This is a genomic window from Agromyces protaetiae (assembly GCF_004135405.1).
Classification (GTDB): domain Bacteria; phylum Actinomycetota; class Actinomycetes; order Actinomycetales; family Microbacteriaceae; genus Agromyces; species Agromyces protaetiae.
This window is the reverse complement of record NZ_CP035491.1, coordinates 3,636,017-3,648,530: the sequence shown is the minus strand read 5'-3', so window position 1 is coordinate 3,648,530 and position 12,514 is coordinate 3,636,017. Positions and strand designations below refer to the sequence as shown.

The window sequence follows — 12,514 nt, the reverse complement described above, 5'->3', positions numbered from 1 at the left end:
CGCGGGTTCGGGGAGTGCGGTGACTGTGGCGGCTCAGCCGCCCGCGAAGGGCGGCAGCACGTCGACGGTTGCGCCGTCGGGGATGCGAACGGATGCCTCGCCCGCGCGCACTCCGTCGACGAGGAAGCTGCACCGGCCGAGCACGCGCTCGAGCGCGGCGCCGTGCCGGGCGACGAGGGCGGCGCGGAGCGCGCCCAGGTCGAGCGACCCAGGACCGGAAGATACGAGACCGGATGTGTCGAGCGGCTCCTGCTCGAGCCCCGCGGCCTCGGCGGCCGCCGCGAAGTACCTCACCGTCACCACGAGTCCGTCACGCCTCCCGCTTCCACTCGCCCGACTTGCCGCCCGTCTTGGCGACGAGCCGCACGCCCTCGATGGAGACATCCTTGTCGAGTCCCTTGACCATGTCGACGACCGCGAGCGCGGCGACGGTCACCGCCGTGAACGCCTCCATCTCGACGCCCGTGCGGTCGGCGGTGCCGACGGTCGCCCGGATGCGCACGCCCTCGTCGACGACCTCGAGGTCGACCGAGGCCGCGTGCACGCCGATCACGTGCGCGAGCGGCAGGAGTTCGGCAGTGCGCTTCGCGCCCTGGATGCCCGCGATGCGTGCGACGGCGAGCACGTCGCCCTTCGGTACGGTCCCGTCTCGGAGCGCGGCGACGACCGCGGGCGGGCAGTGCACGAACCCCTCGGCGGTCGCGCGGCGGACGGTCGGCGCCTTCTCCGTGACATCCACCATGCGCGCGTGCCCCGCGGCGTCGAGGTGCGTGAAAGGCTGGGCGGGCTCGGTCACGAGGAGACCTCCAGGACGGGCAGGATGTCTCCCGCGGCGACTTCTGCGGTTCCCGACGGCACGATCGCGAACCCCTCGGCCGACGCGAGCGCGCCCGCGAGGTGCGAGGCCGATCCGCCGCCTGTCGCGGGCCGGATGCGCCCCTCCTCGTCGAACCGGACGGGCATGTACTGACGGCGCTCGTCGCGCGGACGCCAGCCCTCTGCGACCACCGCCTCGCGCGCGGGAGACGCGACGGGCGGCAGCCCTTGCAGCGCGCGGATCGCGGGCCGCACGAACACCTCGAACGACACGGCGACGCTCACGGGGTTGCCCGGCAGTCCGAAGAAGAGCGCACCCGACGGCAGCGCGCCGAACGCCTGCGGACGCCCGGGCTGCATGTCGACCGTGCGGAACGCGATGCGTCCGCCGGGCGCGAGCGCGGCCTTGACGGGGTCGTGCGCGCCGACGCTCACCCCGCCCGTCGAGATCACGACGTCGGCGGATGCCTCGGCCACGACCCGTTCGACCTCGGCGAGGAACCGCGGCGGATCGTCGCCGACGCGCGACACCGAGACGATCTCGGCGCCCGCGGAGGCGACGACGGCGGCGAGGAGGACGGCGTTCGAGTCTGGGATCCGGCCGCGTCCTGTCGCGCGACGGCCGGGCGCGACGAGTTCGTCGCCCGTCGTGATGATCGCGACCCGTGGCGCGCGGTGCACGGCGACTTCGCCGACCCCGCCGCGGCGATCGCGCCGAGCCGGTAGGGGTCAGCAGCGATCCCGCCGGAACCACGAGGTCGCCGGGGGAGAGGTCGGCTCCGGCATCCCGCACGAAGGCGTGCGGACGCGCGGGGGCGAGCACCTCGACGGTCTCGCCCACCTCGGCCCACGACCGGTCGACCGCGTACGCAGCGGTCTGCTCGACCGGCACGACGGCGTCGGCCGCCGACGGGAGCGCGGCGCCGGTCATGATCCGCACGGCCTCGCCCGGTGCCAGAGGCGGGTCGTCGGGGCTGCCCGCGGCGACCTCCGCGACGACCCTGAGTGCGACCGGTTCGGCCTCGGTCGCGCGGGAGGTGTCGGCGGCGCGCACCGCGTAACCGTCCATGGCGGAGTTGTCGAACGGAGGCACGGCGGCCCATGCGCGCACGACGTCATGGGTCGCCCGGCCCGCGGCGCGTTCGAGCGGCACGACGACGGTGTCGAGCGGGCGCGCCGCGGCGAGGATGTCGGCGAGGTGCTCCTCGACGGGGATGCCGGGGGCGTGGCCGTGATGGTCGTGGCTCATGCGGTCGCTCGCGGAGCGTGGCCGTCTGCGACAGGTGCGGCCCCGACGCGAACCGGCCCCGGCCAGTCCACGAACCCGCCCGCGAGCACCCGCACGCGCACTCCCGATTCGACGCCGGCCCGTGCGAGCGCGATCGCCGCGCGCTCCGCGCGCGCTTCGAAGTGGCAGTGCACGACGACCTCGGTGCCGGCGAGCGCCTCGAGCGACGCCAACGCCGCGTCGGGGTCGCGGAGCACCTCTCCGAGCGGCAGGAGCACGGCGCCGTCGATCGCGCCCGCCGCGAACTCGCCCGGCTCGCGCACGTCGACGAGCGCGAAGCGCGCCGCCCCGGCGGTGCGGGCTGCGAGCAGGTCGGCGAGTGCGGCGGGGTCGACGCGCTCGATGTCGGGGAGCGGAGCAGGCGCCGGTTCAGGCGCAGGAGTGCGCCCGGATGCCTCGGACACGGCCCGCACGACGGGCAACGCGCCGCTCGAGACATCCGCCCGCTTCAACGGGATCTCGCGCTGGCGCGCGGTGAGCGAATCGATGACGAGCACGCGACCGAGCAGCGGCTCGCCGATGCCCGCGATGAGCTTGATCGCCTCGCTCGCCATCATCGCGCCGACCTGCGTGCACAGGGCGCCCATGACACCGGCCTCGGCGCACGACGGCACCTCGCCCGGCGCGGGCGGCTCGGGGAAGAGGTCGCGCAATCGAACCGGATCGCCGCCCGTCGGGCGCGACCAGAACACCGACAGTTGCGCATCGAAGCGCAGCACGCTCGCCCACACGAGCGGGATGCCGAGCTCGTCGCACACGTCGCCGATGAGGTACCGGGTCTCGAAGGTGTCTGTGCCGTCGAGCACGAGGTCGTACTCGGCGAGGATCTCGCTCGCGTTCGACCGGTCGATGCGCACCTCGTGCGTGCGGATCGCGGTGTCTGGTGCGATCGCCGCGATGGTCTCGGCCGCGCTCACGACCTTCGGCCGACCCACGTCGGCGACGCCGTGCACGGGCTGGCGGTGCAGGTTCGAGAGCTCGACGACGTCGTCGTCGACGATGCCGATCGTGCCGACGCCCGCCGCGGCGAGCGACAGGAGGGCCGGCGCGCCGAGCCCGCCGGCGCCCACGACGCACACGCGCGCGGCGCGCAAGCGGCGCTGCCCGAGCTCGCCGAGTTCGGGAAGGCGCAGTTGTCGGTCGACGCGCGCCTGCTCTCTCGGGGGGAGCGCGTCTGCGGGTTCGACGAGCGGCGGCAGTGCCATGTCCCCACGCTAGCCCCGTCGCGGGCCGATGGGTGGAGTCGTGATGATTCCGCGGCCGTGGATCGCGTGACTTGCCGCAGATGCGGCGATATGCTCCGGATCATGCCGCAGTTTCGGATCGCCGAGGTGGCAGGCCTCCTCGGAGTCAGTGACGACACGGTTCGTCGATGGGTCGATCAAGGTGCGCTCGCCGCGTCGACCGACGACCACGGACGACTCGTGGTCGACGGCGCCGACGCCGCGCGGCGCGCGGTCGAGGTCGCCGACGCCGCCGACGACCCGTCGAGCGTCGGCCGGAGCGCCCGGAACCGCTTCGTCGGCCTCGTGACGCGCGTCATCCGCGACGGCGTCATGGCCCAGGTCGACATCCAGGCGGGGCCGCACCGCGTCGTCTCGCTCATGTCGGCAGAAGCGGTCGACGAACTCGGACTCGAAGTCGGCACCCTCGCGGTCGCGGTGGTCAAAGCCACGACCGTCATCGTCGAAACCCCAGGAGGCTCAAGATGAACCGGATGTCCCGCACCGCACGTTCCCGTCGCTCCACCCTCGTCGGCGTCGCCGCGCTCGCCGCGGGCGCGACGCTGTTCGCATTCTCGGGCTGCGCCTCGGGAGGCGGCGCACCGGCGACGGAGTCGCCGACGCCGACGGCGACCGAGGAGGCCGACACCCTCACGGGCGACCTCACGATCTACGCGGCGGCGTCGCTCAAGGCGGCGTTCGACGAGCTCGCGGGCGAGTTCGAGAAGGCGCACCCCGACGTCACGATCGTGCCGATCGTCTACGACGGCTCGTCGACCCTCGCGACCCAGCTCGTCGAGGGCGCACCCGCCGACGTCTTCGCGTCGGCCGACGAGAAGAACATGACGACCGTCTCCGACGCGGGCCTCCTCGAGGGCACGGCGCAGCTCTTCGCGACGAACACCCTCGTCATCGCAACGCCGCCCGACAATCCCGGCAACGTCCAGTCGCTCGCCGACCTCGCGAATCCGGATGTCTCGGTCGTGCTGTGCGCCCCCGAGGTGCCCTGCGGCAACGCTGCGCACCAGCTGCTCGACCTCGACGGTGTCGCCGTGACCCCCGTGAGCGAGGAGCAGAACGTCACGGCCGTGCTCACGAAGGTGACCGCGGGCGAGGCCGACGCGGGGCTCGTGTACGCGACCGACGCCGCTGGCGCGGGCTCGAGCGTCAAGGCGATCGTGCCCGAGAACGCCGACCAGGTCGTGAACAAGTACCCCATCGCGGCGCTCGCAGGGGCGGCGAACCCCGACGCGGCGGCGGCGTTCGTCGAGTTCATCCTCGGCGACGAGGGCCAGGCGGTGCTCGAGCGCCTCGGGTTCGGCCGGCCCTGAGACATCCGAAGCTTCGCGCTGCCGCGCCGACCGCGCGGGGCGGAGCCGCAGCCATATGATCCGCGTATGACCCGCGCCCGACGAACCGAGCCCTCGCCGCTCGGTGCGATCCCGCCGGCCGTCCTCGTGCCGGCGGTGATCGCGATCGCGGTGCTCGTGCTGCCGCTTCTCGCGCTCGTCGGGCGCGTCGACTGGTCGACGTTCTGGGCGGATGCGACCTCGCAGGCCGCCCTCGAGGCGCTCGGGCTCTCGCTCGTGACGGGCGTCGTCGCGACGCTCGTGTGCCTCGTGCTCGGGGTGCCGCTCGCGCTCCTCATCGCGCGTGCGACGCCCCGGGTCGCGGGGCTCCTGCGGGCGCTCGTGACGATCCCGTTGGTGCTGCCGCCCATGGTCGGCGGCATCGCGCTGCTGTTCCTCCTCGGCCGCACGAGTCTCGTGGGCGGGTGGCTCGACACGGCGTTCGGGTTCCGGCTGCCGTTCACGACCGCGGCCGTCGTCATCGCGCAGGTGTTCGTCGCGATGCCGTTCCTCGTGCTGTCGGTCGAGGGCACGTTGCGGGCGACGGGCACCGACTACGAGCGGGTCGCGTCGACGCTCGGCGCGTCGCGGTGGACGGCGTTCCGCCGCGTGACCGTGCCGCTCGCGGCGCCCGGACTCATCGCCGGAACCGTGCTGTGCTTCGCGCGCGCGATCGGCGAGTTCGGCGCGACGGCCCTCTTCGCAGGCAACGCCGCGGGCACGACGCGCACGATGCCGCTCGCGATCTACACGGCGTTCAACGGCGCGGGCGTCACGCAGGGCACGGCCGTCGCGCTCTCGATCGTGCTGCTCGTCGTCGCGGTCGCGATCCTCCTGCTGGTGCGCGGGTGGCGGCCGGGGAGCGTGCGATGAGCGCTTCGCAGTCGACGGATGTCCCGGTGTCGCAGCCGACCGCGCGCGGGGCGCTCGCCGCCCGCATGCGGATCACGCGCGGCGCGTTCTCGCTCGACGTCGCCCTCGACGTGCGTCCCGGCGAGACGCTCGCGCTCCTCGGCCCCAACGGCGCCGGCAAGTCGACCGTGCTCGGCGTGCTCGCGGGGCTCCTGCACCCCGATGAGGGGCGCCTCGAGCTCGACGGGCGGGTGCTCGTCGAGGCATCCGCCGATTCGTCTCGAGCCGAGATCGAGACCCGGCCCGAGCGGCGCGGGATCGGGCTCCTCGGGCAGGAGCCGCGGCTCTTCCCGCACCTCACGGTCGCGCAGAACGTCGCGTTCGGGCCGCGATCGGCGGGCATGCCGCGCGGTGACGCGCACGAGCTCGCGCTCGACTGGCTTCGACGCGTCGACCTCGACGGATTCGGCCCGCGCCGCCCCGCGCAGCTCTCGGGCGGCCAACGACAGCGCGCCGCGATCGCCCGCGCGCTCGCCGCAGGCCCGTCGCTCCTCCTCCTCGACGAGCCGTTCGCGTCGCTCGACGTCGAGTCGGTGCCGGCGATCCGCGCGCTCCTGCGCGAACGCCTCTCCGACACGGGCACGTCGGCGATCGTCGTGAGCCACGACGTGCTCGACGCCGTCGTGCTCGCCGACCGCACGGCCGTGCTCGACGCCGGACGGGTCGTCGACGACGGGCCTACGCGCGACGTGCTCGCGTCGCCCCGGAGTCCCTTCACGGCGGCGCTCGCGGGCGTCAACCTCGTCGCGGGCGTCGCCGACCACGGTGCCGTCGTCGCACGGCGCAGCATCGGCGCCGACGTGCGGTTCACGGGCGCCGTCGGCGAAGACGGAGCACCGGATGCCTCGGAGCCGCTCGCCGACGGACAGCCCGCGGCCGCGGTGTTCCGGCCCTCGTCGGTCGTGGTCGCGACGACCCGGCCCGAGGGCACGAGCCTCAGGAACGTCTGGAGCGACCGGCTCGTCGCCCTCGAGCCTGCGCCGAGCGGCGTGCGCCTGCGGTTCTCCGATCCGCCCGTCGCCGCCGACGTGACGGCCGCCGCCGTCGCGGAGCTCGGGCTCGCGCCCGGCCAGGAGCTGTGGCTCGCCGTCAAGGCCGCCGAGGTCCGCGTGCACCCCCTCGGCGGGGGTGCTCGCTAGGCTTCCCGTATGTCCGATGCGGTCCAGCAAGCGAAAGACGCGGCCGCGGCGGCAGCCGCCGCAGCCCAGGCGCTCCAGGCGCAGGCGCAGGAGGCGATCCGCAAGGCCGAGGAGGCGCAAGCCCTCGCGCAGGCCGCGATCGAGGCGCAAGAGCGGGCCGCGACGGCGCAGGCCGAGGCGGATGCCGCGTCGGCGACGCCGCCCGCAGGTGCTCGGCCCGAGGCATCCGCGCAGCCAGAGGCATCCGCCGTCCCTTCGCCCGTCGCAACCGGCCCGCTCGCCGAAGCCGACGTCGAAACCATCCGAGCCGGGTACGCGTTCGACGGGCTCGCCCTCGAACTCGGCGCCCTCGTCAACGGCGACCCGCGGCCCGACGTGCAGGTACGCATCCCGATCGCGATGACGAACCGCCACGGGCTCGTCGCGGGCGCGACGGGCACGGGCAAGACGCGCACGCTCCAGGTGCTGGCCGAGCAGTTGTCGGCGGCGGGCGTCGCCGTGTTCGCGGCCGACGTCAAGGGCGACCTGTCGGGCATCGCGACGCCGGGCGAGGCGAGCGCGAAGCTCCTCGAACGCACCGAGGGCATCGGGCAGTCGTGGTCGGCCGAAGCCTTCCCGACCGAGTTCTTCTCGCTCGGCGGCATCGGCCGCGGCGTGCCGATTCGCGCGACCGTCGCGGGCTTCGGGCCGCTCCTGCTGTCGAAGGTGCTCGGCCTCAACGACACGCAGGAATCGAGCCTGCAGCTCGTCTTCTCCTACGCCGAGAACGCGGGGCTCGCCCTCCTCGACCTCGAAGACCTGCGCGCCGTGCTGCAGTACCTCACGAGCGACGACGGCAAGGCCGAGCTCGAGGGCGTCGGCGGGCTCAGCAAGGCGACCGTCGGCGTGATCCTCCGCGAACTCGTCGTGTTCGCCGAAGCGGGCGCCGACGTGTTCTTCGGCGAGCCCGAGATCGACACCGCCGAGTTCATCCGCCAGGCGTCCGACGGTCGCGGCATCGTGAGCCTCCTCGAAGTGCCGGGCGTCGCCGACCGGCCCGCGCTCTACTCGACGTTCCTCATGTGGCTCCTCGCCGACCTGTTCAACGACCTCCCCGAAGTCGGCGACCTCGACAAGCCCAAGCTCGTCTTCTTCTTCGACGAGGCGCACCTGCTGTTCACGGGCGCCTCGAAAGACTTCCTCCAGCAGATCGTGCAGACCGTCAGGCTCATCCGCTCGAAGGGCGTCGGCGTCTTCTTCGTCACCCAGACACCCAAAGACGTGCCGGGCGACGTGCTCGCCCAACTCGGCTCGCGCATCCAGCACCAGTTGCGCGCGTTCACGCCCGACGACGCGAAGGCGCTCCGCGCGACGGTGTCGACCTACCCGACGTCGGCGTACGACCTCGAAGAGGTCCTCACGACGCTCGGCACGGGCGAGGCGGTCGTCACGGTCATGAACGAGAAGGGCGCTCCCAGCCCCGTCGCGCGGACGAGGTTACGTGCGCCCCAGGCGCTCATGTCGCCGACTCCGGATGCCTCGATCGACGCCGCCGTCGCGGCCTCGCCGCTGCAGGCCCGATATGGGGTCGCCGTCGACCGCGAGTCGGCCGCCGAGCTCCTCACCTCGAAGATGAACGCCGCCGCCGAGGCCGCCCGCGCCGCCGACGAAGCCTCGGAGCGGGCCAAGGCCGACGCCGAGTACGAGCGGCAGGTCGCCGAGATCGAGAAGCAGCGGCGCAAAGAGGAGAAGGCGGCCCAAGCCGAGTACGACCGACTCATGAAGCGCACGGGTTCGTCAGGGTCGTCGCGTTCGTCTGGTTCGTCGCGCGCGCGTTCGACGCGCGGGTCGCAGTCGGTGCTCGAACAGGTGCTCGGCTCGAAGGCGACGCGCGACGTGCTGACGAGCGTCGTCGAGGGCATCTTCGGCACGAGGCGCCGCCGGTGAGCGGGGCCGAGCCCGAGGCATCCGTCGCCTTCGCACCGATCATCCGCCTGTACCGCCCCGCCGACCGCGACCAGGTCGCCGAGGTGTGCCTCAAGACCGCCGCGTCGGGCGGCGACGCGACCGGGAAGTACTTCGACGACCTGCTCATGCCCGACGTGTTCGCGCTGCCGTACGTCGAATACGCGCCCGACCTGGCCTTCGTCGTCGCCGAGACGACAGCCGACGGGCGCCCCGACCGTGTGCTCGGGTACTGCATCGGCGTCGCCGACACGGCCGACTTCATCGACTGGTGGACGCGCGAGTGGACCCCAGGCTTCGCCGCGAGGCATCCGCTCGCCGACGCCGTCGCACGCCCGTTCGGTCAGGGGATCTTCGACTTCGGCCTCGACCCCGAGCGCATGCGCATCGCCGAGCTCGCCGACTATCCCGCGCATCTGCACATCGACCTGCTGCCCGAACTGCAGGGCCTCGGGTTCGGGCGGAAGCTCATCGACACCATGCGCGCCGCGCTCGCCGCACGCGGCGTGCCCGCCCTGCACCTCGGCGTGGACCCGCGCAACACGGGCGCGCGGGCGTTCTACGAGCGGCTCGGATTCCACGAGCTGCCGTCGAGCACGCCCACGGCGCCGCTCTACGGGATCGCGACGAGCGACTGACGCTCGGCTCGCTCGCGGCTCAGCCGCTGAATCGCTCGAACCAGTACAGGAAGCCCGGGTCGCTGCGCCGCAGTTCGCCGACCGTCATCGGGTTCGTGCGCACGACCTCGTCGACCTCGAGCGTCGCCGCGACCTCGTCCATCGCCTCGCACTCCCAGAACGCCCCGCGCATGCGCAGCAGGCAGCGGCCGTCGCGGCCGACGACGAAGAGCTGGGCGGATGTCTCGTCGCTCGCCCCGCGGTAGAGGTCGAGCCGCACGACCGACGCGACGTCACGCGCGGCGACCGAGTTGATGCGGCCGAAGAACCCGCGCTCGACGACGCCGTACCGACTGATCGAGACCTCGGTGCGCCGGTACCGCACGAGCGCGAACGCCGTCACGGCGAACACGACGATCGCGCTCGCGGCGAGCGCCGAGCGAAGCCCGGGATCGGGCTGCTGCAGACTCCACGCGGCGATCCCGACGAGCGGAAGCGCGACGATCGCGATCTGCAACCCGATGCTGCGAGCAAGCGAGCGACGCGGCCTCAGGGTCAGAACCCTGAGGCCGTCGCCCCCTACTGCCGTCGATACCGTGACGGAGCCCCCTGCGTCCCCACTCCTCAGATTCATCGGTATCGCTGACATCGAGTACATGATGCGGAATCACGAGGATCCCGCGCTATTCGGCATTAATGAGGACACGGGAGTTTCGAGGGGGCGGGGGCGCGTTGTTTCGGCGGATGTCGCGGGGTCGGCACAGAATGCGGATCCCCTTGTGCAGGAGTATCTTGCCGCCGTGAGGGCTGGTCGACCGTGCCTTCGGGTGCGTGCCGACACCTGGACTTGGGGGTCGCCATGAACGCCGTCAGCGTGCGCCGCTCGTGCTCTGTTCTCGGGGCGATCGCTCTCCTGCTCACCGCGGCCGGTTGCGCCGATGGCGCGAGCGGGCCGTCGCCATCGCCAACCGCCTCCGAGCCCGAGGAGCCTCCGGACGTCGACATCGGCGAGCTCGGTGCCGAGTCGATCGAGGTGGAGCCCTTCGGCGACTTCCTGATGTCTTCGGGCGACCTGGTGTGGGTCTCGGGCGTCGCTCCGGGCATCGTCGCGTACGACGACACCATGTCGCCGGTGTTCCAGGTCGAAACGGGGACCGTGTGGTCTGCGCTCGAGTTCGGCCACGGGTACATCTGGGCGGCTGAGGCGGCCGACGACCTCCAGGCGACGGCGCTCGTGCGGATCGCGCCCGCAGACGGGACCGCGGTCCGCTTCGCTGTGCCGTCGCCCGGTGTACCGCAGGAGTCGTCGATCGCCGTCACGGAGGACGCCGTCTGGGCGGGCATCCCGCCGGCCGCGGACGGCGCCTGGTCGCTCGTCGGTCTCGACCCGGAGTCGGGAGCCGTGGTCCACACCTTCGACGCCGGCTCCGACGCGATCGCGGCCGTGCGCGGCGGGTTCGGGTCGCTGTGGGTGACGAGGCCGACCGGTGTGCTGGCGCGCTTCGACCCCGGCACCGGTGAGCTCGTCGCCGAGATCGAGCTCCCGCCCAGTTCGACGTTCCTGTCGGTCGGTCCCGACGCGGTCTGGGTGATGGATCAGCGCGGCCGGGTGTCGAAAGTGGACCCCGAGACGAATGAGGTGTCGGCGACGATCGACGCGAATCCGCTCGGCATCATCGGCGGGGACATCGTCGCCACGGCCGATGCGGTGTGGCTGCAGGCGACCAGCCGCCTCGCGGTCGAGATCGACCCTGCAACGAACGCCGTCGTGCAGCGACTGCTTCCCGCGGAAGGCAGCGGCAGCGTCGCGGTCACCGCCGACGGCGCCGTCTGGATCACCGCCCACGACGTGCTGAAGCTCTATCGGATCCCGCCGGGATAGTCGCTCGGAACGCCGAACGCCCCGGGCTTCATGCCGAGGGGCGTTCGGGTGGTGAAATCGGCGGAGGATGGGGTGTCTGAGTTCGCGACATAGGTCACAGGTGATGTGTCGCTCATGAGTCGCGTCATAGGTCACAGTCGGCGGCATGTCGAAGCACCGGGTGATCGTGTTGAAGATCGTCGCGAAGCAACTCACCGTCACCGAGGCGGCGGAGCAGTACGGACTCTCTCGGCGGCATCTGCACCGGCTCCTCGCCCGTTACCGGGAGGAGGGACTGGATGGCCTGGAGTCTCGTTCCCGAGCCCCTCGAACCTCACCGCAGAAGACGACAGACCGGGTGCGGGACCGCATCGTCGAACTGCGCCGCGCTCTGACCGACGCCGGAAGCGATGCCGGGCCGGTCACGATCGCCTGGTATCTGCGCACGGAAGGGCTGCGACCGCCGTCGACGTCCACGATCCGACGGGTCCTGCACGCCGCCGGCCTGATCATTCCCGAGCCGAGGAAGCGTCCGAGATCCTCCTACGTGCGGTTCGAAGCATCCCAGCCCAACGAGACCTGGCAATCCGACTTCACCCACTGGCGCCTTGCCGACGGCACCGATGTCGAGATCCTGAACTGGCTCGATGACCACTCCCGCCTGCTGCTGTCCTGCACCGTCCACCACCCGGTCACCGGCCAGGACGTCGTGGACACGTTTCTCGCCTGCGTCGACGACTACGGCCCGCCGGCGTCCACGCTGACCGACAACGGCCGCGTCTACACCGCCCGACATGGCGGAGGACGCAACGCGTTCGAATACGTCCTGGCCGTACTGAACATCGTGCAGAAGAACGGCGCCCCGAACCGCCCGCAGACTCAGGGGAAGATCGAACGCTTCCACCAGACCCTCAAACGCTGGCTGACCGCCCGACCCCGCGCGACCACGATCCCCGAGCTGCAACATCAGCTCAATCAATTCCGGGAGCACTACAACCAGCACCGCCCGCACCGCGCTCGAGAAACGACTCCCGCGATCGCCTACGCAGCCTCACCGAAAGCCGCGCCCGCCAGCAGCCGCCCCGACACCATCCACTACCGCGTCCGCCACGACCACGTCGGCAGCAACGGCAAGATCAGCTTCCGCCGTGCCGCCCGCATGCACCACCTCGGAATCGGCGCGAACCACCGCGGCACACCCGTCATCCTCATCGCCGACGAACACACCGTCACCGTCATCGCACTCCGCACCGGCGAAATCATCGCGACCAACACCATCGACCCCAACAAGGCCTACTGGCGCAACACGATGAGAGCCCCAGGCCGATGGCCCGGGGCTCTCAAAACGTGACCTATGTCGCGACT

The 12,514-nt window shown here is 72.2% G+C and carries 13 protein-coding genes and 1 pseudogene; 8 read left to right on the top strand and 6 right to left on the bottom strand.

The genetic code is table 11. From position 1 onward, the window contains the following. Positions 1-33 precede the first annotated feature (33 nt). From ET445_RS16910 to ET445_RS16895, 5 genes and pseudogenes are all read right to left on the bottom strand, one after another. Positions 34-303, bottom strand: coding sequence for a MoaD/ThiS family protein (locus ET445_RS16910; RefSeq protein ID WP_243695256.1), 270 nt, complete (start codon positions 301-303; stop codon positions 34-36). Positions 304-310: 7 nt separating this feature from the next. Next, positions 311-742, bottom strand: a complete 432-nt coding sequence (gene moaC, locus ET445_RS16905) for a cyclic pyranopterin monophosphate synthase MoaC (RefSeq protein WP_129192630.1) — start codon at positions 740-742, stop codon at positions 311-313. 50 nt (positions 743-792) lie between these two features. Continuing rightward, positions 793-1,497 carry a molybdopterin molybdotransferase MoeA gene (locus ET445_RS18200; protein ID WP_243695255.1) on the bottom strand — a complete coding sequence of 235 codons (705 nt, stop codon included), beginning with the start codon at positions 1,495-1,497 and terminating at the stop codon, positions 793-795. A 100-nt stretch (positions 1,498-1,597) separates the two neighbouring features. Further along, positions 1,598-2,065 (bottom strand): annotated as a pseudogene (locus ET445_RS18195) (gephyrin-like molybdotransferase Glp); the annotation flags it as partial. Beyond that, positions 2,062-3,309 carry a ThiF family adenylyltransferase gene (locus ET445_RS16895; protein WP_129192305.1) on the bottom strand — a complete coding sequence of 416 codons (1,248 nt, stop codon included), beginning with the start codon at positions 3,307-3,309 and terminating at the stop codon, positions 2,062-2,064. The pseudogene ET445_RS18195 and the gene ET445_RS16895, both read right to left, overlap by 4 nt. A gap of 102 nt (positions 3,310-3,411) precedes the next feature. On the opposite strand from ET445_RS16895, the gene ET445_RS16890 reads away from it, so the two are divergent. The 6 genes from ET445_RS16890 (at position 3,412) to ET445_RS16865 (ending at position 9,309) form a co-directional block, all read left to right on the top strand. Further along, complete coding sequence (locus ET445_RS16890; RefSeq protein ID WP_129192304.1) at positions 3,412-3,816, top strand: TOBE domain-containing protein; 405 nt, start codon at positions 3,412-3,414, stop codon at positions 3,814-3,816. Between the two features lie 5 nt (positions 3,817-3,821). Next, positions 3,822-4,658, top strand: coding sequence for a molybdate ABC transporter substrate-binding protein (modA, locus tag ET445_RS16885; RefSeq protein WP_129192303.1), 837 nt, complete (start codon positions 3,822-3,824; stop codon positions 4,656-4,658). 66 nt (positions 4,659-4,724) lie between these two features. After that, complete coding sequence (locus ET445_RS16880; protein ID WP_129192302.1) at positions 4,725-5,549, top strand: ABC transporter permease; 825 nt, start codon at positions 4,725-4,727, stop codon at positions 5,547-5,549. Continuing rightward, complete coding sequence (locus tag ET445_RS16875) at positions 5,546-6,727, top strand: sulfate/molybdate ABC transporter ATP-binding protein (RefSeq protein WP_129192301.1); 1,182 nt, start codon at positions 5,546-5,548, stop codon at positions 6,725-6,727. The genes ET445_RS16880 and ET445_RS16875 overlap by 4 nt, the downstream gene beginning before the upstream one ends. A 9-nt stretch (positions 6,728-6,736) precedes the next feature. Continuing rightward, positions 6,737-8,653 carry a helicase HerA-like domain-containing protein gene (locus tag ET445_RS16870; RefSeq protein WP_129192300.1) on the top strand — a complete coding sequence of 639 codons (1,917 nt, stop codon included), beginning with the start codon at positions 6,737-6,739 and terminating at the stop codon, positions 8,651-8,653. After that, positions 8,650-9,309, top strand: a complete 660-nt coding sequence (locus ET445_RS16865; protein WP_243695254.1) for a GNAT family N-acetyltransferase — start codon at positions 8,650-8,652, stop codon at positions 9,307-9,309. The genes ET445_RS16870 and ET445_RS16865 overlap by 4 nt, the downstream gene beginning before the upstream one ends. Before the next feature lie 19 nt (positions 9,310-9,328). Here ET445_RS16865 and ET445_RS16860 read toward each other — a convergent pair whose 3' ends face one another. Further along, the gene (locus ET445_RS16860) at positions 9,329-9,805 is read right to left on the bottom strand and encodes a hypothetical protein (RefSeq protein ID WP_129192299.1); all 477 of its coding nucleotides are present in this window, start codon (positions 9,803-9,805) and stop codon (positions 9,329-9,331) included. Between the two features lie 342 nt (positions 9,806-10,147). Between ET445_RS16860 and ET445_RS16855 the strand changes: the two genes are divergently transcribed. Then, positions 10,148-11,170 carry a Vgb family protein gene (locus ET445_RS16855; RefSeq protein ID WP_129192298.1) on the top strand — a complete coding sequence of 341 codons (1,023 nt, stop codon included), beginning with the start codon at positions 10,148-10,150 and terminating at the stop codon, positions 11,168-11,170. Positions 11,171-11,315: 145 nt separating this feature from the next. Then, positions 11,316-12,500: an IS481 family transposase gene (locus ET445_RS16850; RefSeq protein WP_129188301.1), complete on the top strand. Its 1,185-nt coding sequence runs from the start codon at positions 11,316-11,318 to the stop codon at positions 12,498-12,500. Positions 12,501-12,514 lie beyond the last annotated feature (14 nt).

Coding starts and splice junctions, on each gene's coding strand:
- moaC (WP_129192630.1), bottom strand. CDS start 742: ATGGTGGATGTCACGGAGAAGGCGCCGACCGTCCGCCGCGCGACCGCC.
- ET445_RS16895 (WP_129192305.1), bottom strand. CDS start 3,309: ATGGCACTGCCGCCGCTCGTCGAACCCGCAGACGCGCTCCCCCCGAGA.
- ET445_RS16890 (WP_129192304.1), top strand. CDS start 3,412: ATGCCGCAGTTTCGGATCGCCGAGGTGGCAGGCCTCCTCGGAGTCAGT.
- modA (WP_129192303.1), top strand. CDS start 3,822: ATGTCCCGCACCGCACGTTCCCGTCGCTCCACCCTCGTCGGCGTCGCC.
- ET445_RS16880 (WP_129192302.1), top strand. CDS start 4,725: ATGACCCGCGCCCGACGAACCGAGCCCTCGCCGCTCGGTGCGATCCCG.
- ET445_RS16875 (WP_129192301.1), top strand. CDS start 5,546: ATGAGCGCTTCGCAGTCGACGGATGTCCCGGTGTCGCAGCCGACCGCG.
- ET445_RS16870 (WP_129192300.1), top strand. CDS start 6,737: ATGTCCGATGCGGTCCAGCAAGCGAAAGACGCGGCCGCGGCGGCAGCC.
- ET445_RS16855 (WP_129192298.1), top strand. CDS start 10,148: ATGAACGCCGTCAGCGTGCGCCGCTCGTGCTCTGTTCTCGGGGCGATC.
- ET445_RS16850 (WP_129188301.1), top strand. CDS start 11,316: ATGTCGAAGCACCGGGTGATCGTGTTGAAGATCGTCGCGAAGCAACTC.